This window comes from Pseudomonas sp. St316, from assembly GCF_018325905.1.
Taxonomy (GTDB): Bacteria; Pseudomonadota; Gammaproteobacteria; order Pseudomonadales; family Pseudomonadaceae; genus Aquipseudomonas.
The window spans coordinates 6,523,475-6,549,776 of sequence record NZ_AP021901.1; the positions used below are offsets into that span (position 1 = coordinate 6,523,475).

24 protein-coding genes and 1 pseudogene are annotated in these 26,302 nt (G+C 61.6%); 12 read left to right on the forward strand and 13 right to left on the reverse strand.

Translation table 11 applies throughout. The annotated features are described in order from the left end of the window. Positions 1 to 10: 10 nt before the first annotated feature. The 4 genes from KI237_RS29165 to ppx all read left to right on the forward strand — a co-directional run bounded on the left by KI237_RS29165 (position 11) and on the right by ppx (position 3,766). A complete protein-coding gene (locus KI237_RS29165) occupies positions 11 to 691 on the forward strand; it encodes an amino acid ABC transporter permease (protein WP_212798087.1) in 681 nt (226 codons plus the stop codon). Beyond that, positions 688 to 1,338, forward strand: coding sequence for an amino acid ABC transporter permease (locus KI237_RS29170; protein ID WP_212798088.1), 651 nt, complete (start codon positions 688 to 690; stop codon positions 1,336 to 1,338). Before KI237_RS29165 ends, KI237_RS29170 begins: the two co-directional genes overlap by 4 nt. Then, complete coding sequence (locus KI237_RS29175; protein ID WP_212798089.1) at positions 1,325 to 2,062, forward strand: amino acid ABC transporter ATP-binding protein; 738 nt, start codon at positions 1,325 to 1,327, stop codon at positions 2,060 to 2,062. Before KI237_RS29170 ends, KI237_RS29175 begins: the two co-directional genes overlap by 14 nt. Positions 2,063 to 2,263: 201 nt before the next feature. Further along, positions 2,264 to 3,766 (forward strand): exopolyphosphatase, encoded by a 1,503-nt coding sequence (ppx, locus tag KI237_RS29180; RefSeq protein WP_212798090.1) that lies wholly within the window; start codon positions 2,264 to 2,266, stop codon positions 3,764 to 3,766. A gap of 184 nt (positions 3,767 to 3,950) precedes the next feature. Here ppx and ppk1 read toward each other — a convergent pair whose 3' ends face one another. Beyond that, positions 3,951 to 6,167: a polyphosphate kinase 1 gene (gene ppk1 / locus KI237_RS29185; RefSeq protein WP_212798091.1), complete on the reverse strand. Its 2,217-nt coding sequence runs from the start codon at positions 6,165 to 6,167 to the stop codon at positions 3,951 to 3,953. A gap of 17 nt (positions 6,168 to 6,184) precedes the next feature. Then, positions 6,185 to 7,198 carry a porphobilinogen synthase gene (gene hemB / locus KI237_RS29190; RefSeq protein WP_212798092.1) on the reverse strand — a complete coding sequence of 338 codons (1,014 nt, stop codon included), beginning with the start codon at positions 7,196 to 7,198 and terminating at the stop codon, positions 6,185 to 6,187. Between the two features lie 205 nt (positions 7,199 to 7,403). Here hemB and KI237_RS29195 point away from each other — a divergent pair, with 205 nt between their 5' ends. Continuing rightward, a complete protein-coding gene (locus KI237_RS29195) occupies positions 7,404 to 8,027 on the forward strand; it encodes a DedA family protein (RefSeq protein WP_212798093.1) in 624 nt (207 codons plus the stop codon). On the opposite strand, the gene KI237_RS29200 is transcribed toward KI237_RS29195, so the two are convergent. Next, positions 8,008 to 9,255, reverse strand: coding sequence for a sterol desaturase family protein (locus tag KI237_RS29200; RefSeq protein WP_212798095.1), 1,248 nt, complete (start codon positions 9,253 to 9,255; stop codon positions 8,008 to 8,010). The two genes, KI237_RS29195 and KI237_RS29200, sit on opposite strands and share 20 nt — an antisense overlap. 123 nt (positions 9,256 to 9,378) lie before the next feature. Between KI237_RS29200 and elbB the strand changes: the two genes are divergently transcribed. Continuing rightward, positions 9,379 to 10,047, forward strand: a complete 669-nt coding sequence (gene elbB, locus KI237_RS29205; protein ID WP_212798097.1) for an isoprenoid biosynthesis glyoxalase ElbB — start codon at positions 9,379 to 9,381, stop codon at positions 10,045 to 10,047. A gap of 113 nt (positions 10,048 to 10,160) precedes the next feature. On the opposite strand, the gene KI237_RS29210 is transcribed toward elbB, so the two are convergent. Both KI237_RS29210 and KI237_RS29215 read right to left on the reverse strand, forming a co-directional pair. Then, positions 10,161 to 10,616 (reverse strand): YaiI/YqxD family protein, encoded by a 456-nt coding sequence (locus KI237_RS29210; protein WP_212798099.1) that lies wholly within the window; start codon positions 10,614 to 10,616, stop codon positions 10,161 to 10,163. 109 nt (positions 10,617 to 10,725) lie between these two features. Continuing rightward, a pseudogene (locus KI237_RS29215) lies at positions 10,726 to 12,623 on the reverse strand (FTR1 family protein). A 314-nt stretch (positions 12,624 to 12,937) separates the two neighbouring features. On the opposite strand from KI237_RS29215, the gene KI237_RS29220 reads away from it, so the two are divergent. The 4 genes from KI237_RS29220 (at position 12,938) to KI237_RS29235 (ending at position 16,286) form a co-directional block, all read left to right on the forward strand. Next, complete coding sequence (locus tag KI237_RS29220) at positions 12,938 to 14,332, forward strand: COG3014 family protein (RefSeq protein WP_212798100.1); 1,395 nt, start codon at positions 12,938 to 12,940, stop codon at positions 14,330 to 14,332. A gap of 18 nt (positions 14,333 to 14,350) precedes the next feature. Next, entirely contained in the window at positions 14,351 to 14,722 is a 372-nt protein-coding gene (locus KI237_RS29225) for a YcfL family putative periplasmic lipoprotein (RefSeq protein ID WP_003206754.1), read from the forward strand. 229 nt (positions 14,723 to 14,951) lie between these two features. Continuing rightward, a complete protein-coding gene (lpoB, locus tag KI237_RS29230; RefSeq protein ID WP_212798102.1) occupies positions 14,952 to 15,539 on the forward strand; it encodes a penicillin-binding protein activator LpoB in 588 nt (195 codons plus the stop codon). A gap of 3 nt (positions 15,540 to 15,542) precedes the next feature. Next, positions 15,543 to 16,286, forward strand: a complete 744-nt coding sequence (locus KI237_RS29235; RefSeq protein WP_212798103.1) for a penicillin-binding protein activator LpoB — start codon at positions 15,543 to 15,545, stop codon at positions 16,284 to 16,286. A 147-nt stretch (positions 16,287 to 16,433) separates the two neighbouring features. Here the strand turns inward: KI237_RS29235 and rhtB are convergent, their stop codons facing one another. The 3 genes from rhtB to KI237_RS29250 form a co-directional block, all read right to left on the reverse strand. Continuing rightward, complete coding sequence (gene rhtB / locus KI237_RS29240; protein ID WP_212798105.1) at positions 16,434 to 17,066, reverse strand: homoserine/homoserine lactone efflux protein; 633 nt, start codon at positions 17,064 to 17,066, stop codon at positions 16,434 to 16,436. A gap of 145 nt (positions 17,067 to 17,211) precedes the next feature. Continuing rightward, the gene (locus KI237_RS29245; RefSeq protein WP_212798107.1) at positions 17,212 to 17,793 is read right to left on the reverse strand and encodes a mechanosensitive ion channel family protein; all 582 of its coding nucleotides are present in this window, start codon (positions 17,791 to 17,793) and stop codon (positions 17,212 to 17,214) included. Beyond that, positions 17,793 to 19,703 (reverse strand): ATP-binding cassette domain-containing protein, encoded by a 1,911-nt coding sequence (locus KI237_RS29250; RefSeq protein WP_212798108.1) that lies wholly within the window; start codon positions 19,701 to 19,703, stop codon positions 17,793 to 17,795. Before KI237_RS29250 ends, KI237_RS29245 begins: the two co-directional genes overlap by 1 nt. Positions 19,704 to 19,753: 50 nt before the next feature. Between KI237_RS29250 and KI237_RS29255 the strand changes: the two genes are divergently transcribed. Continuing rightward, positions 19,754 to 20,218, forward strand: coding sequence for a TIGR02444 family protein (locus KI237_RS29255; RefSeq protein ID WP_212798110.1), 465 nt, complete (start codon positions 19,754 to 19,756; stop codon positions 20,216 to 20,218). Here the strand turns inward: KI237_RS29255 and KI237_RS29260 are convergent. After that, positions 20,215 to 21,414: an AlgP family protein gene (locus tag KI237_RS29260; RefSeq protein ID WP_212798111.1), complete on the reverse strand. Its 1,200-nt coding sequence runs from the start codon at positions 21,412 to 21,414 to the stop codon at positions 20,215 to 20,217. The two genes, KI237_RS29255 and KI237_RS29260, sit on opposite strands and share 4 nt — an antisense overlap. 191 nt (positions 21,415 to 21,605) lie before the next feature. On the opposite strand from KI237_RS29260, the gene KI237_RS29265 reads away from it, so the two are divergent. Beyond that, the gene (locus KI237_RS29265; RefSeq protein WP_212798113.1) at positions 21,606 to 22,271 is read left to right on the forward strand and encodes an FKBP-type peptidyl-prolyl cis-trans isomerase; all 666 of its coding nucleotides are present in this window, start codon (positions 21,606 to 21,608) and stop codon (positions 22,269 to 22,271) included. Positions 22,272 to 22,332: 61 nt separating this feature from the next. Here the strand turns inward: KI237_RS29265 and KI237_RS29270 are convergent, their stop codons facing one another. The 4 genes from KI237_RS29270 to KI237_RS30685 form a co-directional block, all read right to left on the reverse strand. Continuing rightward, positions 22,333 to 22,791, reverse strand: coding sequence for an Rsd/AlgQ family anti-sigma factor (locus KI237_RS29270; RefSeq protein WP_003206770.1), 459 nt, complete (start codon positions 22,789 to 22,791; stop codon positions 22,333 to 22,335). 174 nt (positions 22,792 to 22,965) lie between these two features. Next, positions 22,966 to 23,508, reverse strand: a complete 543-nt coding sequence (locus tag KI237_RS29275; RefSeq protein ID WP_212798114.1) for a disulfide bond formation protein B — start codon at positions 23,506 to 23,508, stop codon at positions 22,966 to 22,968. A 389-nt stretch (positions 23,509 to 23,897) separates the two neighbouring features. Next, entirely contained in the window at positions 23,898 to 25,145 is a 1,248-nt protein-coding gene (locus tag KI237_RS29280; RefSeq protein WP_212798115.1) for a heme biosynthesis protein HemY, read from the reverse strand. Continuing rightward, entirely contained in the window at positions 25,142 to 26,275 is a 1,134-nt protein-coding gene (locus tag KI237_RS30685) for a uroporphyrinogen-III C-methyltransferase (RefSeq protein WP_249410768.1), read from the reverse strand. The genes KI237_RS29280 and KI237_RS30685 overlap by 4 nt, the downstream gene beginning before the upstream one ends. Between the last annotated feature and the right edge of the window lie 27 nt (positions 26,276 to 26,302).

The following is a 26,302-nucleotide window of genomic DNA, read 5'->3' on the forward strand; positions in this document are numbered from 1 at the left end:
GAGGCTGAGCATGGCTTATCAGTTCGATTTTCTACCGGTGGTGCAAAACACCGAGCTGCTGTTGCGCGGTGCGCTGTTCACCCTGGAACTGACGGCCATCGGCACGTTGCTCGGGGTCAGCCTGGGCATCGTCGGGGCCGTGGTGCGGGCGTGGAACATTCGCCCGTTCGCGGCGATCTTCGGCGTGTACGTGGAGTTGATCCGCAACACGCCGTTCCTGGTGCAACTGTTTTTCATCTTCTTCGGCTTGCCGTCCCTGGGCCTGCAGATTTCCGAATGGCAGGCGGCGGTGCTGGCGATGGTGATCAACCTCGGCGCCTACTCCACCGAGATCATCCGCGCCGGCATCCAGGCCATCCCTCGAGGACAACTGGAAGCCGCCGCAGCCCTGGCGATGAGCCGCTTCGAGGCCTTTCGCCATGTGGTGCTACTGCCGGCGCTGGGCAAGGTCTGGCCGGCGTTGAGCAGCCAGATCATCATCGTGATGCTCGGCTCGGCGGTCTGTTCGCAAATCGCCACCGAAGAGTTGAGCTTTGCCGCCAACTTCATTCAGTCGCGCAACTTCCGCGCGTTCGAAACCTACGCGCTGACCACGCTCATCTACTTGTGCATGGCGCTGTTGATCCGCCAATTCCTGAACTGGGTGGGTCGCCGCTGCCTGTACAAGAGCAGCACCGGGGGCCGTCCATGAGTGATTTCACTTTCTGGGACGTGGTGCGCAACCTGCTCACCGGCCTGCAATGGACCCTGGCGCTGTCGCTGGTGGCCTTTATCGGCGGCGGCGTGATCGGCTTGCTGATCATGGTGTTGCGCATTTCCAAGAACGCCCTGACCCGCAACATCGCCCGTACCTACATCGAGCTGTTCCAAGGCACGCCGTTGTTGATGCAACTGTTCCTGGTGTTCTTCGGCGTGGCCCTGGCCGGGGTGGAGATTTCCCCGTGGATGGCGGCGGCGATCGCCTTGACCCTGTTTACCAGCGCCTACCTGGCCGAAATCTGGCGCGGTTGTGTCGATTCGATTTCCCACGGCCAGTGGGAGGCCTCGGCGAGCCTGGCCCTCAACCCCCTGGAGCAGTTGCGCTACGTGATCCTGCCCCAGGCCCTGCGCATCGCCGTGGCGCCGACCGTGGGCTTTTCGGTGCAAGTGGTCAAGGGCACGGCCGTAACCTCGATCATCGGCTTCACCGAACTGACCAAGACCGGCGGCATGCTCGCCAATGCCACGTTCGAGCCATTCATGGTGTATGGCCTGGTCGCCCTCGGTTATTTCCTGCTCTGCTACCCCTTGTCCCTCAGTGCGCGCTACCTGGAAAGGAGACTGCATGCCTCTGCTTAGAATTACCGCCTTGCATAAATACTACGGCGATCATCATGTGCTCAAGGGCATCGACCTGAGCGTCGAGGAAGGCCAGGTGGTGGCGATCATCGGCCGCAGCGGCTCGGGCAAATCCACCTTGCTGCGCACCCTCAACGGCCTGGAATCGATCAATGACGGCGTGATCGAAGTCGACGGCGAATACCTCGATGCCGCCCGTGCCGACTTGCGCAGCCTGCGGCAGAAAGTCGGGATGGTGTTCCAGCAGTTCAATCTGTTCCCGCACCTGACCGTTGGCGAGAACGTGATGCTCGCGCCGCAAGTTGTTCAAAAAGTGCCCAAGGCCAAGGCGGCCGAGCTGGCGCGACAGATGCTCGAACGGGTCGGCCTCGGCGAGAAGTTCGATGCGTTCCCGGAGCGCTTGTCCGGCGGCCAGCAGCAACGGGTGGCGATTGCCCGGGCGCTGGCGATGTCGCCGAAAGTGCTGCTGTGCGACGAAATCACCTCGGCCCTGGACCCGGAGCTGGTCAATGAAGTGCTCGGCGTGGTGCGCAAATTGGCCCAGGAAGGCATGACGCTGATCATGGTTACCCACGAAATGCGTTTTGCCCGGGAAGTCGGCGACAAACTGGTGTTCATGCACCAGGGCAAGGTGCATGAGGTGGGCGATCCCAAGGTGTTGTTCGCCGCGCCGCAGACAGCGGAGCTGGCGAATTTTATCGGGATGGTCGAGCCCGCAGCCTGAGTATCTGCGTTACCCGCTCAGGCCTCATCGCGAGCAAGCTCGCTCCCACAGGTTTATCGGTTGCCTGCGATTGTGCACACGACGCAGAACCCATGTGGGAGCGAGCTTGCTCGCGATTGACCGCAAAGCGGTCGCCTTTGCGTTGGCGTAAGCGGTCGATCGTGGCAGGATGGCAAGGTTATCGACCGAGACTTTTTGCCCATGCCGCCATCCCAAGCCAAGAATCTATCCCTGATCGCTGCCATCGACCTGGGCTCCAACAGCTTTCATATGGTCGTTGCCAAAGCCCAGAACGGAGAAATCCGCATTCTTGAGCGGCTCGGAGAGAAGGTCCAACTGGCCGCCGGTATCGACGAAGAGCGCAAGCTGAGTGAAGAATCCATCCAGCGCGGCCTCGATTGCCTCAAGCGCTTTGCCCAACTGATCAACGGCATGCCCCTGGGCGCCGTGCGGATCGTGGGCACCAACGCCCTGCGCGAAGCGCGCAACCGTGGCGAGTTCATCCGTCGCGCCGAAGAAATCCTCGGCCATCCGGTGGAAGTCATCTCCGGCCGGGAAGAAGCCCGCCTGATCTACCTGGGTGTCTCCCACACCCTCGCCGACACCCCGGGCAAGCGCCTGGTGGCGGACATCGGCGGCGGCAGTACCGAATTCATCATTGGCCAACGCTTCGAACCGCTGCTGCGCGAAAGCTTGCAGATGGGCTGCGTCAGCTACACCCAGCGCTATTTCCGCGACGGCAAGATCACCCCGGCCCGCTACGCCCAGGCCTATACGGCGGCGCGCCTGGAAATCATGAGCATCGAACACGCCCTGCACCGCCTGACCTGGGACGAAGCCATCGGCTCCTCAGGCACCATTCGCGCCATTGGCCTGGCCCTCAAGGCCGGCGGTCACGGCACTGGCGAGGTCAATGCCGAGGGCCTGGCCTGGCTCAAGCGCAAGGTATTCAAGCTCGGCGAGTCGGACAAGATCGATTTCGAAGGCATCAAGCCCGACCGCCGGGCGATTTTCCCGGCGGGCCTGGCCATCCTCGAGGCGATTTTCGACGCCCTCGAACTGCAACGCATGGACCACTGTGAAGGCGCCCTGCGCGAAGGCGTGCTCTACGACCTGCTGGGGCGTCATCACCACGAAGACGTCCGTGAGCGCACCCTGGGCTCGCTCATGGAGCGTTATCACGTCGATCAGGAACAGGCCGCGCGGGTCGAGCGCAAGGCGCTGCATGCCTTCGACCAGGTGGCCGATGACTGGGACCTGAATGACGGCGTCTGGCGCGAACTGCTGGGTTGGGCCGCCAAGGTCCATGAAGTGGGCCTGGACATCGCCCACTATCACTACCACAAGCACGGTGCCTACCTGATCGAGCACTCGGACCTGGCCGGTTTCTCCCGGGAAGACCAGCAAATGCTCGCGCTATTGGTACGCGGCCATCGACGCAACATTCCCAAGGATAAGTTTGCCGAATTCGGCGATGACGGCATCAAGCTGATTCGCCTGTGCGTGCTGCTGCGTTTTGCGATCCTGTTCCACCACATCCGTGGCACCCAGGAAATGCCCCAGGTGGCCCTGCACGCCAAGGGCGATCAGTTGGATGTACTGTTTCCCGCAGGTTGGCTGGAAGAGAATCAACTGACACAGGCCGACTTCGCCCAGGAAGCCGACTGGCTGACTCGGGTCGGGATTGTGTTGAACATTCACTGATTGCTTGCCGATGGCTCTGCAATTGCGCTTGCTTGCGCTGGGTCTGTAGGAGCTGCCGAGCGAAGCGAGGCTGCGATCTTTCCCCTGACGCTTGAGTCTCAAGCGAAAGATCAAAAGATCAAAAGATCAAAAGATCGCAACCTTCGGCAGCTCCTACAGTACACAAGCTCTCCCGCCGCAGACCTTAACGAACCGCCAACACCGGGCTGCTCAAGCGCTCCAGCAAGGTCGCCTGGGCGCTGCGCGGGTTCTGGTTGCCGGTCGGGGTGTTGCGGATGTAACGGCCATCCGACTGCAAGCTCCAGCTGTGGGTGTTGTCGGTGAGGTAGCTTTCCAGCTCCTTCTTGACCCGCAGGATCAACTTCTTGCCTTCCACCGGGAAGCAGGTCTCGACCCGCTTGTCGAGGTTGCGCTCCATCCAGTCGGCGCTGGACAGGAACATCTGTTCCTCACCGCCGTTGAGGAAGTAGAACACCCGCGTATGTTCCAGGAAACGCCCGATGATCGAGCGGACGTGGATGTTATGGGACACCCCCGCAATGCCTGGCCGCAGGCAGCACATGCCACGCACCACCAGGTCGATGCGCACGCCTGACTGGCTGGCCTTGTACAACGCGCGGATGATCTTCGGGTCGGTCAACGAGTTGAACTTGGCGATGATGTGGGCCGGCTTGCCATCCAGGGCGAACTGTGTCTCCCGAGCGATCATGTCGAGCATGCCCTTTTTCAGGGTAAACGGCGCATGCAGCAATTTCTTCATGCGCAACGTTTTGCCCATGCCGATCAACTGGCTGAACAGCTTGCCAACGTCTTCGCACAAGGCATCGTCAGAGGTCAGCAGGCTGTAGTCGGTGTACAGACGGGCGTTGGCGGCGTGGTAGTTGCCGGTGCCCAAGTGGGCGTAACGCACGATCTCACCGGCTTCGCGGCGCAGGATGAGCATCATCTTGGCGTGGGTCTTGAAGCCGACCACGCCATAGATCACCACCGCACCGGCCGCTTGCAGGCGGCTGGCCAGTTGCAGGTTGGACTCCTCGTCGAAGCGCGCGCGCAGTTCGATCACTGCCGTGACTTCCTTGCCGTTGCGCGCCGCGTCCACCAGGGCGTCGACGATTTCCGAGTTGGCGCCGCTGCGGTACAGGGTCTGGCGCACGGCCAGGACGTGAGGGTCCTTGGCGGCCTGGCGCAGCAGGTCGACCACCGGTGTGAACGATTCGAACGGGTGCAGCAGCAAGATGTCCTGCTTGCTGATCACGCTGAAAATGTTTTCGCTGTTTTGCAGCAATTTCGGGATCTGCGGCGTGAACGGCAAGTATTGCAGTTCCGGATGGCTGTCCAGGCCGGTGATGCTGAACAACCGGGTCAGGTTGACCGGACCGTTGACCTGGTACAGCTCGGTCTCATGCAGGTTGAACTGCTTGAGCAGGTAATCGGACAGCTGTTTCGGGCAGGTATCGGCCACCTCCAGACGCACCGCATCACCGTAGCGGCGGGAGAACAGCTCGCCGCGCAGGGCGCGGGCCAGGTCCTCGACGTCCTCGGTGTCCACCGACAGGTCAGCGTTACGGGTCAGGCGGAACTGGTAGCAACCCTTGACCTTCATGCCCTGGAACAGGTCATCGGCATGGGCGTGGATCATCGACGACAGGAATACGTAGTTGTCGCCAGCGCCGCCCACGTCTTCCGGCACGCGGATGATGCGCGGCAGCAGGCGCGGCGCGGGAATGATCGCCAGGCCGGAGTCGCGACCGAAGGCGTCGATACCTTCCAGCTCGACGATGAAGTTCAGGCTTTTGTTCACCAGCAACGGGAACGGGTGCGTCGGATCGAGGCCGATGGGAGTGATGATCGGCGCGATCTCGTCGCGGAAATAGCGGCGCACCCAGGTCTTGATCTTGGTGTTCCAGTTGCGCCGACGGATGAAGCGCACCTGATGCTTCTCCAACTCAGGCAACAGGATGTCGTTGAGGATCGCGTACTGCCGGTCCACATGGCCGTGGACCAGCTCGCTGATGCGCGCCAGGGCCTGGTGCGGCTGCAAGCCGTCGGCACCGGCCTGTTCACGGGCGAAGGTGATCTGCTTCTTCAGGCCGGCGACACGAATCTCGAAGAACTCATCCAGGTTGCTGGAGAAGATCAGCAGGAACTTCAAGCGCTCCAGCAATGGATAGGACTCGTCCAGCGCCTGCTCCAGCACGCGGATGTTGAACTGCAGTTGCGACAGCTCCCGGTGGATGTACAGGCTGCTGTCATCCAAGTTGGGAATGGCAATCGCCGGGGCCGGGGCTGGCTCGGCGACCGCCACGGGAGCGGGCTCCACTTCCGGCGGCGTTTCGGCGATTTGCTCGACCACGGGTTGAGCTTCTTTTACGGCAACTTCGGAGAGTCCTTCGGTATTCATCGCAAGTTCCTGGGAGGCTATTTCTGCTCTCGTAACAATTGGGCGGCGCGTACAGCAAAGTAAGTCAGGATGCCATCGGCCCCTGCGCGCTTGAAAGCGGTCAAGGACTCCAGGATCACCCCTTCGCCCAACCAGCCGTTCTGGATCGCGGCCATGTGCATCGCGTACTCGCCGCTGACCTGATAAACAAAGGTCGGCACTTTGAATTCGTCTTTGACCCGGCAAAGAATGTCGAGGTAGGGCATGCCAGGCTTGACCATGACCATGTCTGCCCCTTCTGACAAGTCAGCCGCCACTTCGTGCAAGGCTTCCTGACTGTTGGCCGGGTCCATCTGATAAGAGGCCTTGTTGGCCTTGCCCAGGTTCAGGGCCGAGCCGACCGCGTCGCGGAACGGACCGTAATAGGCGCTGGCGTACTTGGCCGAGTAGGCCATGATCCGCACGTTGACGTGACCGGCCACCTCGAGGGCTTCGCGGATCGCCTGGATGCGCCCGTCCATCATGTCCGACGGTGCCACCACCTGGGCGCCGGCCGCGGCGTGGGACAGGGCCTGCCTGACCAGTGCATCGACGGTAATGTCGTTCTGCACGTAGCCTTCTTCATCGAGGATACCGTCCTGCCCGTGGGTGGTGAACGGGTCCAGCGCCACGTCGGTGATCACCCCCAGCTGCGGGAAGCGCGCACGCAGGGCACGGGTCGCGCGTTGGGCAATGCCCTCCGGGTTCCAGGCCTCGGCGGCGTCCAGGGACTTGAGCGCCGGTGGCGTGACCGGGAACAGCGCCAGTGCCGGAATGCCCAGCTCGACCCACTGAGCGGCCTCTTCGAGCAGCAGATCGATGGTCAGGCGTTCCACCCCGGGCATCGACGCCACCGCTTCGCGACGGTTCTCACCGTCCAGCACGAATACCGGCAGGATCAGGTCATTGGTGGTCAGCACGTTTTCACGCACCAGCCGACGAGAGAACTCATCACGGCGATTGCGACGCAGGCGGGTGGCAGGGAACAGACGATTGGCGGGGGTAAAGCTCACGGCAGACTCCTGAGCCCGTGCTGACGGGCGAGCGTGACAGTTATAAGCGCCCATTATGACGAAGACATTACAGTTATGTGCACCTGCGTCCTGTCGTCGCAGTTATTGTTATTGTAGGAATTGTTCACGTCGAGACACATTTCGATACTTTCCTGAATGTGTCTGAAGGGTTAGGCTGCGCGTTCATTTCGCCAGCACCCAGACAATGCTCCAACAATTTCTGCATGACTTCGGCTACTTGGCCCTGTTTATCGGCACGTTCTTCGAAGGCGAAACTATCCTCGTGCTCGCAGGTTTCCTGGCGTTCCGTGGCTATATGGACATCAACCTGGTGGTAGTCGTGGCGTTCTGCGGCAGCTACGCGGGCGATCAGCTGTGGTATTTCCTGGGACGCAAGCACGGGCGCAAGCTCCTGGCCCGCAAGCCCCGCTGGCAGTTGATGGGCGATCGCGCGCTGGAGCACATTCGCAAGCATCCGGACATCTGGGTCCTGAGCTTCCGTTTCGTCTATGGCCTGCGCACGGTGATGCCGGTGGCCATCGGCCTGTCGGGCTATCCGCCGGGCCGCTACCTGTTGCTCAACGGCATCGGTGCGGCGATCTGGGCCACGGCATTGGCCGCAGCCGCGTACCACTTTGGCGCAGTGCTCGAGGGCATGTTGGGCAGCATCAAGAAGTATGAATTGTGGGTACTCGGCGCACTGCTGGTGCTGGGCCTGGTCTTGTGGCTGCGCCGACGCATCAAGAATGCACGCCTGGCCAGGAAAGTCCTCGAAGCCGAGCGCCTGGAGCAAGCCAGGTCCGGCGAACCTACGACGCCAACCGAGTAAACCGGGTACGGCAGCAATACAGCCCGATGCCGCTGAGCAGGCTGTAGCTGAGCAGACCGGCCCAGGCCCCATGGCTCATCACGGCGCTGGCCGGCCACAACCCGGCCAAGGGCGCCAGCCATACCAGCGGCAGGTTCGAGGCCAGCCGCAACAGCTCCAGCCGCAACGCCCACGGGCGACTCTCCAGGGCCACGCCCAACACGAACAGACCGAACGCCACCGCGCCCCAACCCAGCACCAGGGCGGCGACCGGCAGGCTGGCTTCCAGGTTCATCAGATAACTGCCCAAGGCAATGTAGGCGCAGAACTGCAGCCCCACATACCACTGCTGGCGAGCATCCAACGCTACTTCGAATTTGCGGAACAGGCTCAAGTGCGGCTTGTTCAGGGGGTACTTGGCCGCGACGTCCGCCGGACGCCAACCGGTGGGCATGAACCAGATCCGCAGCTTGTCCCACCAACGCCCGGCCCGCCGGGCATCGGCCCATAGCTGCGCATAGAACTGCAGGTTGGCCCACAACGGATTCCAGCTCGCCAGCGGCGTGGTCACGCCGAAAATCACCGGTTCGTTGACGTCTTCTTCCTGGAAGGTGCCAAACAGACGATCCCAAATAATGAACACCCCGCCGTAGTTGCGATCCATGTAGAGAGGGTTCTGTGCATGGTGGGCACGATGATTGGAAGGCGTAACGAAGCACCACTCCAGCCAGCCGAGCTTGGGAATGTGCTGGGTGTGGACCCAGAACTGGTACAGCAGATTCAACGCCGCGACGCTGACGAAGACCACCAGCGGCACGCCCAGTACGGCGAGCGGGACGTAGAAGATCCAGCTCAGCAGGAACCCGGTGCTGGTCTGGCGCAACGCAGTAGAAAGGTTGTAGTCCTCGCTTTGGTGGTGCACCGAATGAGCGGCCCAGAGGATGTTGCGTTCATGGCCCATGCGGTGCAGCCAGTAATAGCAGAAGTCGTAGAGCACGAAGGCAAACACCCAGGTCCAGGCCCGGTCGCCAGGCAGCTCGATGACGGCCAGGTGCTTCAACGCAAAGGCGTAGGTCACCAGCCCCACGCCTTTGGTCAAAAGGCCCGTGGTGGTCGACAGCACCCCGGTGCTCAAGCTGTTGATCGCGTCTGCCACACGGTAGTGGCTCACGCCCCGCCAGCGATCGGCCAGCAACTCGACGGCGATCAGCACGAAGAAAAACGGCACGGCATACAGGATGAAGTTCATGACGCAACCCGGGCATGCAAGGCAGGGAGATAGTCGGCAGATTAGGTGTAGCTGCCCGATCCCCCTATGGCAACGAGTGACAAATTAGTAGACATTTAACGCCATGAATCTGGAGAAAAGCCCATGAGCAAAAAAATTGCAGTGATCCTTTCCGGCTGTGGCGTGTATGACGGCGCCGAGATCTACGAAAGCGTGATCACCTTGCTGCGTCTTGATCAGCGTGGGGCTCACGTCCAGTGCTTCGCCCCCAACATCGCACAGCTGCATGTGATCAATCACCTGACCGGCGAGGAAATGCCCGAGAGCCGCAACGTGTTGGTGGAGTCGGCACGGATCGCACGGGGCAACGTGAAGGACGTGCGTGAAGCCAGGGCCGAGGATTTCGACGCCCTGATCGTACCCGGTGGTTTTGGCTCGGCGAAAAACCTCTCCAACTTTGCCACTGAAGGCCCGGGTTGCACCGTCCAGCCAGACGTCCTGGCGCTGGCCGAAGCCTTTGCCGAAGCCGGCAAACCGGTGGGGCTAATCTGCATCTCCCCGGCCCTGGCGGCAAAAATCTATGGTCCGGGTGTGGTCTGCACCATCGGCAACGACGCCGACACCGCCGCCGCCGTGGTCAAGATGGGCGGCACTCACGAGGAATGTACCGTGACCGACATCGTCGAAGACACCGCACGCAAATTGGTCAGCACCCCAGCCTATATGCTGGCGCAGAACATCAGCGAAGCGGCTTCAGGCATCAACAAGCTGGTGGACCGGGTGTTGGAGCTGACCCACGAAAACGACGCCTGACCGCCGTTGTGGGAGCGAGCTTGCTCGCGATGGCGTCAGTTCAGTTGCATAGGTATTGGCTGACACACCGCTATCGCGAGCAAGCTCGCTCCCACAGGGAATCGGGGTAAAACTCAAGACTTGCGGGCCAACCGCGTCAGGATCCGATCCAGCGCATTGGCAAACCCTTGCTTGTCCCGCTCGCCATACGCCGCCGGGCCGCCACCCATGTGGCCCTGTTCACGCAAATCGGTGAACAGGTTGCGTACCGCCAGCCGATCGCCCATGTTCTGGGCATCGAACTCTTTGCCTCGTGGGTCCAGGGCGGCAACGCCCTTCTTCACCAACCGGTCGGCCAAGGGCACGTCGCTGCAGATCACCAGTTCACCCGGCTCGGCGTGTTCCACCAGGTAATCGTCCGCCGCATCAGGGCCACTGGGCACCACGATCAGTTTCACACAAGCCAGGGCTGGCTTGATCTGCGGCTGACCAGCCACCAGCACCACCTCGAACTGGCGCCTCAAGGCGAACTTGACCACCAGTTCCTTCGCCGCCTTGGGACAGGCATCGGCGTCGATCCATACGCGCATTGAGTGGTTTGCTCCAAAATTAAAAGCATCGCGGGCAAGCCTTGCTCCCACAGGCGAGTGCTGACTGTGGGAGCAAGGCTTGCCCGCGATTATGAGCGCAGCGAATGCTTCAGGAAACCTGAACCCGACGCTTCTCCGCCACCCAACTACGCCCATACAGCACCACGATCGCCAGGATCGCCACCACTTGAGCGGCCAGTGAATAGGCATCGGCATGAATACCCAGCCAGTCGAAGTCGAAGAAAGCCACCGGACGGGTGCCGAAGATCCCGGCTTCCTGCAACGCCTTCACGCCATGGCCGGCGAACACCACCGAGAGTGCACACAACAACGCGGCATTGATGCTGAAGAACAGCGCCAGCGGCAGTTTCGCCGAGCCGCGCAGGATCACCCAGGCCAACCCGACCAGCAATACCAGCGCCGTCGCGCCGCCGGCCAGCACCGCGTTGTGCCCAGCAGGGCCTGCTTGCAACCACAGGGTTTCGTAGAACAGGATCACTTCGAACAGTTCGCGATAGACCGAGAAGAACGCCAGGACCGCGAAACCAAACCGACCCCCGCCACCCACCAGGCTGCTCTTGATGTAGTCCTGCCAGGCGGCCGCATGGCGTCGGTCGTGCATCCACACCCCCAGCCACAGCACCATCACGCTGGCAAACAACGCCGTCGCACCTTCGAGCAATTCGCGCTGGGCGCCGCTGACGTCGATCACATAGGCGGCCAACCCCCACGTCGCCAAGCCGGCCAACAGGGCCAAGCCCCAACCGACGTTAACGCTACGCACCGCCGATTGCTGGCCGGTGTTGCGCAGGAACGCCAGGATCGCCGCCAACACCAGAATCGCTTCCAACCCTTCGCGGAGCAGGATCAACACCCCTGAGAAATAACTCAGCGACCAGCTCAAGCCATCGCCGCCCAGCACGCCGGCGGACTCTTTCAACTTAGCCTTGGCCGTCTCCAGACGCTGTTCGGCCTGCTCGATCGGCAAACCGTCCTGCAAAGACTGACGGTAGGCCATCAGGGACTTTTCAGTGTCTTTGCGCACGTTGGCATCGACGTTATCCAGCGAGCTTTCCACCAGCTCGAAGCCTTCCAGATAAGCGGCTACCGAAAGATCGTAGGCCTGGTCGTGGTCACCGGCACGGTACGCCGCGATGCTTTTATCCAGGGTGGCCGCCGTGTAGTCGAGCAACTGCGCCGGACCGCGTTGGACCTGCGGCGGCTGGGCACGCTGGGCACGGAACGTCGCCGCCGCTGCCGGGCCTTGCGCGGCGAGGACTTCGGCCGGGGTCTGGCGCGCCAGATCAGCGAGGTTGAAGACTTGTTCACTTTTGGCGGCGGCCGGGTCGGCGCTGAAGCTGGCGATGTAGGTCGCCAGGTCCCAGCGCTGACGGTCGTCGAGCTGATCGGCGAAGGCCGGCATGTCGGTGCCTTCGATGCCCATGCCGACGGTGTTGTAGATCGCATAGAGACTCAGGCGATCCAGGCGCTGAGCGTCCCGCATGTTGGCGGGCGGCGGTTCCAGGCCGACACCGGCAGGACCGTCGCCGGCACCGTTGGCCCCATGGCACACCGAGCAATTCTGGGCATACAGCGATGCGCCGCGGGAGGGATCCGGGGTGATGACCGGCGCCTGGCTGACTTCATACGCCACTGCCAACCGGGCCCCCAGTTGCCGCGTCAGGCGGGCGACATCGCCGCCGTCCTGGCGCTGGGCGATCGCACTGCGCAGGGTGTCGACACCCTGGGTCAATTCAGCCTTTTCCGGCTTGGCCGGCAGCCCGGCGATCAACCCTGCCAGCAGCTGGGTGAATTCCAACTGCTCGTGGTATTCCCCCTCCTCGATGACCTTGCCTGCCTCGACCGTCGCCGGGTAATCCGCGCCGATGTAATCCAGCAAATGTAGCGCCTGGGGGCGCCCTCGACGGTGTTGGCCAGCAACGGAGTGCTGCACAGAGCAAGCAATGGCAGCACTAGCCAGGCCAGGAAACGGAACGGCGCAGTCATGAATGACTCTCGGTTGGTAATAAGAAGTAACACATTGTTCACTTCCAATGACTTTGGCTCAAGAGCCGATGTGCTTTCACGTCGATTTTTCATCGGATATATGTGCTTTGGAGGTGATGTCACAAAAAAGGCATTTAGAGATTGAAAAGCCATTACATAGCCAAGCGCCATGTTTATAATCGCGCCGCCTTCTTATTGTTAGATGGCATAAAAGCTCCTTTTTTTATGAGGAACCGGCAGCGTCCCGACGCATGTCCGTGGGATCGTTCCAGCCCGACCCGCACACCCCGGCTGTTACTCAGGGAAGAATATTCATGGCATCCCGTGCCGTTTTTTCGCTCGCCCTCGGCGCGATCACCTTGTTGTCCGGCTGTTCGGCCTTTCGCAACTACGACAGTGAATTGGCCCAGACCAACCAGCAGTTGGCTTCCGGCAACGTCGACGCGGCATTGACGCTGCTGGAAAAGAACAACACCAGCCAGGACAAGGACCTGCTGTATTACTTCGAGAAAGGTGAGTTGCTGCGCGCCAAGGGCGATTTGTCTGGTAGCCAGGTGGCCTGGACCAGTGCCGATCAGCAGGTTGGCCAGTGGGAAGACGCGGTCAAACTCGACACGGCCAAGTACTTGGCCCAGTTCGGCAGTTTCCTGGTCAACGACAAAGTCCGCCGCTACGAAGGCTACGACTACGAAAAGGTCATGCTGACCACGCAGATGGCGCTGAACCTGTTGGCCGTGAATGACTTCGACGGTGCGCGGACCCAGATCAAGAAGACCCACGAACGCGAAGCGGTGATCGCCGACCTGCGGGACAAGGAATACCTCAAGCGCGAGGAAGACGCCGAGAAGCAAGGGGTCAAGACCGAATACAAGGACCTCAAGGGTTACCCGGTGGCCAGTCTCGACGCCCCGGAAGTGGTCAGCCTGAAAAACAGTTACCAGAGCGCGTTCAGCCATTACCTGGCCGGCTTCGTCTATGAAGCCCTGGGTGAAAAGGACCTGGCCGCACCGGGTTATCGCAAGGCCGCCGAACTGCGTCCCAACACGCCGTTGCTGGAACAAGCCCTGCTCAACCTCGACAAGCCTGCCGCCAAGAACGATGACAGCGACATCCTGATCGTGGTGCAGAGTGGCCTGGCACCGTCCCGGGACTCGATCCGCATTCCCCTGCCCTTGCCAATCAGCGGCAATCTGGTCATCACGCCTTTGTCGTTCCCTGTGATCAAACCTGATACCTCCACTGCCCCCGTCGGCCAGATCGGTGTCGACGGTCATCAGTTGGACCTGACCCAGCTCAATAGCACCACCGCCATGTCCCGCCGCGCCCTGCGCGACGACATGCCGGGCATCATCCTGCGCACCACCGTGCGCGCCGTCACCCGTGGCGTGGCACAAAAGCAGATCAACGACACCAACCCCTTGGCCGGCCTGGCCGTCGGCCTCACCTCGGCCGTACTCGAAGGTGCCGACACCCGAACCTGGCGCACCCTGCCCGACTACACCCAAGTGGTGCGCCTGCGCCTGAAGAAAGGCGAACACCAGGTCACCTTGCCAAGCTCGGTGGGCGGCTCGGTGGTCAAGATCACCGTGGACCAGCGCTACCAGGTCATCAGCCTGCGGGCGGTGGGTAACCAGGTGTTCGCCGGCGGCCTGGCTGCCCAGGTGGTACCAAGCGCCAACCCGACCGCCATTGCCCTCAAGCAACCTTAAGAACGGAGTCTTGTTCACATGCGTTTAAAACTGATCGCCGTCGGCGCCCTGGCCTTGCTGGCCGGTTGCGCCACCCCGCCGCCACCGGAGCCTGGCAGCGCCGCCAGCAAAGTCGTGGCAATGGGCAAGACCAAGAACATCGTGGTCGGCGCGATGCGCGTGGCCCGGGAAAACGGCTACATGACCGTCAATGTCCAGTTGAGCAACACCAGCTACAACAACAAGACGATGTATTACCGCTTTGCCTGGCTGGGGCCGGAAGGCTTTCCCATCGCCGAGGAAGAAACCTGGAAAAGCCTGACGCTGTACGGCGAACAGACCAGTTTCCTGCCGGCCATCGCACCGACACCCAAGGCGGTGGATTTCCGACTGGAAATCAATACCCCTTGAACCTGGCACCGCTGGGCCATTGGAGCTGATGTAGGAGCTATGTAGGAGCTGACGAGTGCAACGAGGCTGCGATCTTTCCCCAGACACTTGAGTCCCAAGCGAAAGATCAAAAGATCAAAAGATCGCAGCCTTCGGCAGCTCCTACAGTGCGCAGCCCAGCGGGACGGTGCGACGATTCGCTAAATCCCCTCGCCACAAAACCTTTTATACAGTTATTGAGAGCACCCACATGTTCGTACGCATTTCATCCCTCGCCCTCGCCGCCGTGCTGGTCAGCGGCTGTGCCAACAACTCGCCGGTCCTGGGCAACAAGAACATCAGCTACGGCGATACCAAGGCCGTGGAAACCGTGACCAACGAGTTCGGTTCCACCGACCTGCAAATGATCGCCGAGTCCATGACCCGCTCCCTGGCCCAGTCCGGCATCCTGCAGGGTCGCCCGGTGGTCCAGGTCTATGACGTGAAGAACAAGACCAGCGAATACATCGACACCCGCGAAATCACCACCAGCATCAAGACCCAGCTGATGAAGACCGGCGCAGCCCGTTTCGCCAGCGACAACACCGCCATGGACAGCCAGGTCGACCAGCTCAAGCTGCAGAACCAGAGCGGCCTGTACAAGAAGAGCACCGTGGCCAAGACCGGCAACATGATCGCTGCCAAATACCGCCTCGAAGGTTCCATCAGTTCGATCGTCAAGCGCAGCAGCGACTACAAGGACGTCTTCTACAAATTCAGCCTGCAATTGATCGACGTCGAAAGCGGTCTGGCCGAGTGGATGGACGAAAAAGAAATCCGCAAGACCACGGAGCGTTAAGCCATGCGCACATGGATAGGTATCATGGCCCTGGCCTGCGCATTTGGCGCGCAGGCGGCCCCCAAAGTCGCGGTGACCGACCTTGCGTTCCAGGAGCGGGTGGAGGAATACATCCACACGGTTTCGGCGCAGAACAACTTCCAGGCGAACCCTTACAGCGCCAGCGCTTCCTCGAGCTACGACGAGATGGAAGCCACCAGCAGCTACATCGAGCAGGGCGAACTGCGCAAGTTCACCGGCGACATCAAGGGCGAGATCCTGCGCAGCGGAATGTTCCAGCTGACCCAGGGCACGCCCTACACAGCGGCGTCCAAGGGCGACGTCTATGACGTGATCAAGCGCATCAAGGCCGGGAACTTCAAGGGTGCCGACTACGTGCTGTTCGGCACGGTGTCGGACATCGACTTCACCCGCGACATCAACGAGCTGGCCAATACCGACAGCTACTCGGCCGTGCTGGCGCTGACCCTGGTGGCAGACTTCAGCCTGATCAACACCAAGACCTACGAAATCACCTCGGCCTTTACGGCCATGGGCGAAGGCCAGGACACCAAGCTGTTGAACCACCGGGACGTGCACATCAGCCTCAACCGCCCGCGGGTAGTGCGCGATGTGTCCAAGGCGTTGGGTGAAGACGTGGCGCGGCAGCTGAGCGAACAGCTTGGCGGGCCGAGCTACCAGCAACCTGGTGAGCCGGTACAGCGCAACAATCTGCCCCGTGACACGGCGCCGGTGATTTTGCGCTGAATAACTGAGCGAATACTCTGTAGCGCAGAGGTCTTGTAGGAGCAAGGCTTGCCCGCGATGCAGGCGATGAGATCTTCCAGAAATCGAGTCGCCTGCATCGCGGGCAAGCCTTGCTCCCACAAAGTAACTTCGCCAAAAGGTTTTGCTTTATGCAGCGGCCTTGCGAATCGTCGCGAGTAAACCCGCCGCGCCAATGAACATCCCCGCGAAGGCACGGTTCATTCGCCGTTGCTGTTTCGGGGTGCGCAACAGCCGCAGGACCTTGGACGCCAGCCCGGTGTACCCGGCCATGACGATGAGATCGACGACGACCATGGTGACGCCCAGGATCAGGTATTGCTGGATCAACGGTGCATGGGGATTGATGAACTGCGGCAACACCGCCAGCATGAACACCAGCGCCTTGGGGTTGCTGATGTTGACCAGGAAGCCGCGAAACACCAGCGCCAGGGGCTTGCCGATGGGCCGCGGACCTGTATCGTCAGCCATTTCACCGGGAATGGCGCGCCACTGTTTGACACCCAGGTAGACCAGGTAGGCCACGCCGAACCATTTGATTGCATAGAACGCAGTGGCCGATGCCGTAAGGATCGCGCCAACACCGGCGGCGACGATCACGATTTGCACCGCCAGGCCCAATTGCAGGCCCAAGGCGTTCCAGTAACCGCGCCAGAAGCCGTATCGCAGCCCGCTGGACATCGATGCAATAGCGCCGGCACCCGGCGAAAGACTGATCACCCAGCACGCAGCGAAAAACGCCAGCCATGTTTCCAGCACCATTGCACTCCCCGGCTCGAATTCGTCGAAACGAATAAGCTAATGCGCCGCCAGGCCGTTGACCACCGTTTTTTTTTGCACAAGCACTCAAGCCGGCATGAACAGCGTGGTGAGGGAGCTTGCTCCCGCTGGGCTGCGTAGCAGTCCTTTACTCGACGAAACCACCCACCGGAAACGCCTCGCTGCCGCGCCAACGTCGCACCGAACGCTGGAAGAACAGGCTGTTGGGCACTTGCACCATGGCGCTGCCGGTGCCGAGTTCCTCGGGTTCGATCAGCGTGGTGTACAGCAGGTTGATCGCCACCACGCGCCCCTTGATGCCGGGCTTGTCGGTGGTGTCCACCAGCTCGACCACATCGCCCAGGCGAAACGGTCCGACGGTGTAGATCAATACGGCGCAGAACAGGTTCGACAGCACGCTCCAGATGGCAAAGAACGCCACCGCTGCCACCGCGACGAAACCCGACAGTGCGGTCCATAGCACCGTGGCCGAGACGCCCAGGCGCTCGAGCACCACCAGCACCGCCGTGCCCATGATCAGCCAGCGCAGCACGCCCCGCAGGATAATGACCAGTTGAGGTGGAAACGGGTAACGCTCACCCAGGCCTGTAAGGGTCCGCGCCACGACACGCTGCGCGACATAACCGGCCAGCAGGATCAGCAGGATTTGCACACCCAGCCAGATCGGCTCGATCCACATGACAGGTACAGGCAACGCCAACGCTTCCATCAGGACAACGCCTCCAGCTCCGCTTGCAGGTTTTCCAGCAGTTCCAGCGCTTGCATCCACGCCTCCTCGAGCTCCGCTTCCCGAACCTTCAGCTTGGCCTGCTCGGCCAGCAGGTCGCGCAACTCATCTTTGCGCGCTGCCTCGTAGAGACCACTGTCGCCAAGGCTGGTTTCGATTTTTTGCAGTTTTTCATGCAGCTTGCCCAACTCGACTTCGAGCTTGTCGGCCTCGCGCTTGTGCGGCGCCAATTGCTGGCGCAATGCGGCGGCGGCCTGACGCTGGGCTTTCTTGTCGGTCTTGTCCGGGTTGACCGGTGTGTTGCTGACCGGCGCGTTGCGCTGGCGGTACTCCACCAGCCAACGGGCGTAGTCTTCCAAGTCGCCGTCGAACTCCTCGACCTTGCCGTCGGCGACCAGGTAGAAATTATCCGTGGTGCTCTTGAGCAAATGCCGATCGTGAGACACCACCAACACAGCCCCGCTGAACTCCTGCAAGGCCATGGTCAGGGCCAGGCGCATTTCCAGGTCCAGGTGGTTGGTCGGTTCGTCGAGCAGCAGCAGGTTCGGCCGGTCCCAGGCGATCAGCGCCAGGGCCAGGCGGGCCTTTTCGCCACCGGAGAAATTCAGCACCGGCTCGTCGATGCGCGCCCCGCGAAAATCGAAACCACCGAGGAAATCGCGCAGGGCCTGCTCGCGCTCGGTCGGTGCCAGGCGTTGCAGGTGCAACAGCGGGCTGGCCTTGGAGTCCAGGGAGTCGAGCTGATGCTGGGCGAAGTAACCGACCACGGTGTTCTCGCCCCGGGTCAGGCGCCCGGCCAGAGGTTGGAGTTCGCCGGAAAGGTTCTTGATCAGGGTCGACTTACCGGCACCGTTAGGCCCCAGCAGACCGATCCGCGCACCCGGGGTCAGTTGCAGCTTGACCTTCTCCAGCACGGTCTTGTCGCCGTAACCCAGGCGTGCGTCGGACAGGTCGATCAACGGGCTGGAAATCTTGGTCGATTCGCGGAAGACAAAATCAAACGGCGAATCGACATGGGCCGCCGACAACTCTTCCATCCGCTCCAGCGCCTTGATCCGGCTCTGGGCCTGGCGGGCCTTGGTGGCCTGGGCCTTGAAGCGGGCGATGTAGCTTTCCATGTGCGCACGTTGCGCCTGTTGCTTCTCGTAGGCCTGTTGTTGCTGGGCCAGGCGTTCAGCACGAGCGCGCTCGAAAGCACTGTAGCCGCCACGGTACAAAGTGAGCTTGCGCTGGTCGACATGGGCCACGTGATCCACCACCGCGTCGAGGAAATCACGGTCGTGGGAAATCAGCAGCAGCGTGCCCGGGTAACTCTTGAGCCAGTCTTCGAGCCAGATGATGGCGTCGAGGTCCAAGTGGTTGGTCGGCTCATCGAGCAACAGCAGATCCGAAGGGCACATCAAGGCCTGAGCCAGGTTCAGACGCATCCGCCAGCCACCGGAGAAGTCCCCGACCTGGCGATCCATTTGCTCATTGGTAAAGCCCAGGCCGGCGAGCAATTTGCGCGCACGGGCATCGGCGGTGTAGCCGTCGGCACTGTCGAGCTCCGCGTGCAGGCGGGCCTGTGCGGCACCGTCGTGGGCCGCTTCGGCCGCAGCCAGGTCACGTTGCACCTGGCGCAGGCGCAGGTCGCCATCGAGCACGTAGTCCACCGCCAGGCGCTCAAGGGTGTCGACCTCCTGGCGCATGTGGGCGATGCGCCAATCAGCCGGCAACAGGCAATCACCCGAGTCCGGGTGCAGCTCGCCTCGCAGCAAGGCGAACAGGCTCGATTTGCCGGCGCCGTTGGCACCGATGAGGCCAGCTTTGTGGCCGGCGTGCAGGGTCAGCTCGGCGTCTTCTAGCAGACGTTGCGGGCCACGCTGTAAAGTCAGGTTCTGAAGTCGGATCATAATGGCGGCGGAGTCTACCAGCTTCGCTCGCAACTGGCGCGAGTAGCACGATGTCCCCTGACCTGTGGAGTTTTTCCCTCGACCTCTATGCCAAGCTTGGCGTAGAGCCTGCCTGCCTGGCATCACAAGACGCCGGCGCCAACGTCTGCCTGCTGCTGTGTGGCCTGTGGCTGGCGCAGCGCGGCGTGGCCTGCAATGAATACAGGCTACAGCAGCTTCGACTACTGGCCGAGCCTTGGGATGCCGAGGTGGTGCAGCCACTGCGCACGCTTCGCAGCCAATGGAAAACCAGCGCCCTCCAGGACACGGCCCTCAATAGCCTGCGCGAGCAGGTCAAGCAACTGGAGTTGGCAGCCGAACGGCGATTGCTGGAGCGATTGGAAGCGCTGGCCAAGGATTGGCCTGGGACACAACAGAACGATTCAGCACAATGGCTGCAAGGGCTGACGGCGAATGCCGGGCCCGCAAGCCGCGACGCGCTGCATCAGCTGCGCGTCGCGGTGTCCGGCACTTAGGAAGCGCTGGTTGGGGTGCTGCTGGTGCTCGGCGCAACGGCGGCGGATGGGCTGGTCGCCGCGGCCGGAGTGCTGGCGGTTGGAGCCGATGCCGTGGTCGGAGCCGGGGCCGGCGTCGCTGGCTTGGCGGCTGGCGCAGTCGCAGGTTTTGCAGCGACTGGCTTTTTCACGGCCGGTTTCGCTGCGGGCTTGGCGGCAGCTGGCTTCACGGCGGCTGGTTTGGCAGCCGTTGGCTTGGCCGCAGCAGGCTTGGCCGCAGCCGGTTTGGCAGCGGGTTTAGCCGCCGCTTTGGCGGGGGCTTTGGCAGTCACTGGCTTGGCAGCCGCTTTCGCAGCGGGCTTGACCGCAGCCGTTTTGGTCGCCGCAGGCTTCGCGGCTGGTTTGGCAGCAGGCTTAGCGGTAGCAGGTTTTGCAGTGGCTTTTACCGCCGCTTTGGCAGCCGGTTTTGCGGCAGCGGTTTTCGTCGCGGCTGGTTTTGCGGCGGCGGTTTTAGCGGCAGGTTTGGCTGCAGCTTTTGCCGCAGGTTTAGCGGCTGGTTTAGCAGCAGCTTTTACAGCAGGCTTGGCGGCAGCAGGTTTAGCGGCCGCCGTTTTTGTCGCGGGCTTGGCCGCAGCTTTGACGACTGGTTTTTTTGCCGCAGGTTTTGCAGCACTGGCAGCGACCGCTTTGGCAGCAGGCTTGCCGGCAGCTTTGGCCGGTGCTTTCGCTGCTGGCTTGGCAGCAACTTTGGCCGCAGCTTTTGCCGCGACGGGTTTAGCCGCCGGCTTCTTGGCCGATACAGCGGCAGGCTTGGCAGCACGAAGCGTCAGCGCCTTGCCTGCGGCTTCTTGCACGCGACCGACACCCTGGGCCAGTTTCAGGCTTTCCTGGGCATCACGCTTGAGTTGCAAAATGTAGGTGCGGGTCTCGGACTGACGATCCTTCAAGGCATCGAGCAGGTCTTCGAGTTCTTTCACGACATCTTTGGCCTTGGCTTGTGCCTTGGCCTTGCCAGCGGTGGCTGCGTCTTGCAATTTGGTGCGCGATTTGTGCAGTTTTTCCTGCGCTTTGCCGCGTTGTTTTTCAAGTTTGGCGAGCAGTTTTTCAGCATCAGCCAGCGCTTGGGAGCAGGCATTTTCCAGATGTTCGAGCAGGCTGCCCGAGAGTTGTTGGAGCAAGTGCAACGGAGTGTTTACAGGCTTCTTGGTGGCCGACATGGTTTACCTCCTGACTGACGTGAGTGCGGCTCATACTAGACCTCTGCTTCAACCGCCGCTAGGGCATGTTGACAGTACACAAGACGTTGCGTTGCAAGGGACGAAAAATCTTCTGCGCCAGTGCCTTGGCAATCCACCTCTATAGATATCGGCACTGGCATAATTCCTCGATTCGAGGCCGGAGAGCACACATGTCGCGTCACCTGTTTTTATTCCTGTGCATGGTTTGCTCCACGGCCCAGGCCGTTGAAAAAACCAGCGCAAACGATGCCCACGATTTGGCTTACAGCCTGGGCGCAAGCCTGGGCGAACGCCTGCGCCAGGACGTGCCGGACCTGCAGATCAAAGCCTTGGTCGAAGGCTTGCAACAGGCCTACCTGGGCAAGCCGCTGGCCCTCAAGGATGAACGCATCGAACAGATCCTGGCCGAGCACCAGGCACAACTGAGTTCGCAATCGACAACGCCGCAGATCGAAGCCGCGCTGAAAACGGAACAGACGTTTCTCAACGAAGAAAAGAACCGTCCCGGCGTCCAGCAACTCGCAGACGGCATCCTGCTGACCGAGATCAAGCCAGGCCATGGCGCGAAAGCCGGTCCTCACGGCAAGGTCCAGGTGCTGTATACCGGTCGATTGCCGGACGGCACCGTATTCGATTCCAACCATCAGGCGCAGTGGTTCAATCTCGACAGCGTGATTGACGGCTGGCGCAGTGCATTGCCGCAAATGCCGGTAGGCGCAAAATGGCGGTTGGTGATTCCATCGACCCTGGCCTATGGCGCCGAAGGCGCGGGAGATGTGATCCCGCCGTTCACGCCACTGGTGTTTGAAATCGAGTTGCTGGGCGCGACGACCTGACCCTGGCCCAATAAAAAACGGTGCGCAATGCGCACCGTTTTTTCATGACCGCGAAATCCTCTCAGGCCTGGACCGCAGCTTCTTCCTTGTGGGCGTTGTGCAGCACTTCGATCAGGCAGTCTTCCAGTTCGAAACGTTCGTGCAGCAAGCCGCCCAGCTCCTTGAATTTTTCCGCTACGCACTTGCCTTCATCGCACAGGTCGTTGAACGCCAGCAGCTTTTCGGTGATGACATCGATGCGCGGGTAGATCTGCTCGGCGAGTTCCAGGCCACGCTTGTCGTTGAAAGCCTTGGCCTCGCCCGTTAGTTGTTCGTAGATCTCGAAATGACCGGCAGACACATAGTCGACCAGCACACCGCAGAATTCCTGCAAGGGTTTGCGGCTTTCGCTCAGTGCTTCAGGCTTATCGCCGAGGGCATCATAGGCCCGAACCAGTTCGTGACGCTCCTGCAACCAGCGATCGATCAGCAGATGCACCCCACCCCAGCGTTCCTGCGCATTCTGACAACTTTCGAGCATGGTGATTTCTTCCCTTGTGAGTCATGCCCCTCGCAGCCTGTGCACGCCTGATGATCAGGGACAAGCCAGACACAACATGAGCGAGTGGCACAATTCCAATAACACGTGCGGGCCAGATTATGCCCGCACGACAATGGCTTCAAGGTACGCAGGAGATAAAGTTCATACAAGTGTTTAATCCAGGGCCCGGAGCATCTGCGACGTATCGCCGCGAAGCGGTCGTACCAGAGCACTCCAGGCAAGGCGCAGCAGCAGATAGCTCAGCGCGCTGGACACCGCGAGAAAAAACAACAGGCTCCACTCGGGGATGCTCAGGTCGAACAGCGTCCAGGTGATGTTCGCGCAATCGACCGCGCCGTCGAGGACGCGATGCAACGCGCACCACCACGAATCCATGAGCCCGGGCTGGGCAATACAATCAGCAAACGGCTCGAACGAATGGCTTTGCATCAAGACCTGACGCCATGCCAGGGCCAATCCCGCCGTCGCAAAAACCAACCCTGTCGCGCCATAGAAGAGACTGCCTCTTTGGCCTGGACCGTGTACGCATGCCACAAGGTTGTTCACCAGGAACAGCATCAGGCACAACCGCTGCAAGACACACAAGCTGCACGGCGTCAGGCCGACCGAATACTCCAGATAAGTGGCGATGCCCAAAGCCAGGGCTGCGGCGATGGAAGCCATGAAAAACAAGAAGCGTGAGCTGGCCAAAGACATGGCGGTTCCGTAACAGAAGAGACAAGCAGTTACGGTAGAGGAAAGCCCTCGGGCCTTTCAAGGCAGGCCCGCGCAGACACTTCACCAAGGGTGTAGGGAATTCCCGACAGGCCAAAGAGGATTCAGCGCGATGAACTGTAGGACTTTACTGACGGCATGACCAAAGCCCCAAAACCGGGGCGGTATCGGCAACCGCGAATTTGAGGTTTCAACCAACCCGTGGCGAGGGAGCTTGCTCCCGCTGGGCTGCGCAGCAGCCCCATACCATTCAACCCGGTGCACCCGGCAAAAACCGTTGCAGGCTCGTTACGACTGCTGCGCAGCCGAGCGGGAGCAAGCTCCCTCGCCACAATGATTCATACCATTTTCAAGAATGAGTCATGCCCCTCTCAAGGGGTCAACACCTGAGCCGGAACCGGCAACGGCGCGGCCAGCAGGCGCTCGTCCAACAGCCCCAACCCCTCCTGGAACAACTGATTGCTACGCTCGGCATCTCCCAGTTGCGCCAGCAATCGCGCCAGTTCTGCGCAGGCTTCGGGATTGCGTTGGACGCGCAAGCTGCTTTCCAGATAGTCCCGCGCCTTGCCCCACAAACTGTTCTGCAAGCATAGGCGCCCCAGGGTCAGCAGCAGGCTTGGATCAGCCGGATGATCCTTGAGCCAGCCTTCGGCCGTTTGCAACTGACGGATCGGATCATTGCCCCGAACCAACCCGTAAAGGCGTGCCAGATGGCTGTCATAGTGACGCTTTAGCGCACTTCGCAGCACCTCTTCAGCCTCGACCTGGGCCCCCAACTGGCGCAACTGCTCGGCATAGGCCAGCACCAGCGCCGACTCCTGGCGCTGCGCAGAAGTCAGTTGTTGCCAGGCGCGATTGAGCGATTGCAAACCGACGCTGCCGTCCTCCTCACGGTGGGCTGCCAGGGTGAGGTTTTCGCCCCAGGCACGACGTTCCAGTTCCGCCAGTTCAGCCGGCGGCAGGACCTTGTCCTTGCGCAGTTCCGGCAACAGCCGGATCAATGCCGACCAGTCGCCGCGCTGCTGATGCAGTCGTTGCAGTTGGCGCAGGACTTGGACGTTATGGGGATGACGCTCATGCATGGCCTGCAGCGTGGTCAAAGCGCCGTCCGTGTCGCCTCGGTCCGTCTGCAGTTGCGCGTGACTCAGGGCAATGGCCAGTTCCGCCTGGGGCTGACGCTCCAGCGCACGCTCCAGCAAACTGTCGCTCTGTTCGTAAAGACCTTGTTCGTTGGCCGCACGGGCGGCACCGAGGTAATACAGCAGCGGCTGGCGCTCGGCTTCGGCGGCACGATGCAGGTGTCGTTGGGCACTGGCCCAACGACCTTCGGCCAGATCCAACTGGCCGTGCTCGATCGCCACTTGCACCCGCCGGCTGCGGTTGCGCCGCGACCACGGGTTGACCACGCCGCTCGAGGTAGTCACCAGTCCGATCAGCGCCCTCAGGCCTCGCCACACCAGCCAGAGCACCGCCACCAGTGCCAGGGTGACCCACAGGCCAGCTTCATAACGGAAGTTCTTGTACGCCACCAGCACGTAACCCGAATGCTCGGCAATCGCCACGCCCAACAAAGCAGCGGCAGCGATGACCACGAACAGAATCACGTAGAGACGCTTCATGGCGTGGCCTCCTGCGCGCCAGAGGCGGGCAGCGGCTTGACCGATTCCTGGGCATTGAGGTTGCGACGCTCAAGATAAGCCTGGACGCTGCTCAGCGTGCCGGTCAGGTCCGGGGTGACCACCGTCACCGGTTGCTTGGACAGCTCACCCACGCGCTCGAGCATGATCCTGCTTTGCGGGTTGTCCTGGTTGAAGTTGTTCTTCAACACGTCCCGAGCCTCGGTCAGCGCCTGGGTGTAGACCGGCGCCTGACCATTGAGGGCGGCCCATTGAGCCTGCTCCAGCGCCAGGCTCAAGGCCAGGCGCACTTGCACGAGGCTTTGCCCGGCCAGCAACGGACGGACATTTTCATCCGCATTGAAGTCGATACGGATATAGCGCGAGATCTGGTCCCACCACTGCGCCCAACGACTGGCGCCATCGCCGTCGGCGGTCAGGCCCAGCAGGGATTCACCGCGGTCCTTGTACTCGGGCGCCAGCTCGGTCAGCTCCAGGACCTGGTCACGCAAGGCGCCCAGTTGCAGGAACAGCCCGGTGCGATCCGGTTGCTCGGTGCTGCGCAACGCGGCGAGGGTCTTGGCCAGTTGCTCGCGAGCGGCGAACGAACCGGGGTCGTTCTGCTCGCGCAGGATTTCGTCAGCTCCCTGGACCAGCGCCTGGGCACTGTTGATGTCCTGCAGGGCAGAAAGACGCAGGCTGGCCAGGCGCAACAAGTGTTCGGCCTCAGCCAGGCGCCAATCCTTGCGGCTGGCACCGAGCACGGTTTCCAGGCGCTGGTTCAGGTGCTGCTGGTCACTTTGCAACTGGGCCACCAGGCGCCGCCGCTCCTCCAGCTCTTCGGCCGGAGGCAATTGCGCCAGGCGCTCGCTCAGGCGTTGCTCGTTGAGCTTGAGGCTCTGGGCCTGGTCATTCAGTGCCTGGACCTGGGCGGACTGCTGCTGGTTATTGGTTTGCAGGTGACGCACCTGCCACACGCCCCAACCGCCCACGGCCACGCCGGCAGCCCCGAGCAGCAAGGCAACAATGGCCAACCCGTTGCCGCGACGCGGCGCCACCGGGGGCGGAGTTTCAACCGGCGCATCGATCGCTGGCAGGTCTTGATCTTCTTTTGGCAAGGCTGTTTCGCTCACGTATCCATCCTTTGCATTAGAAAACGG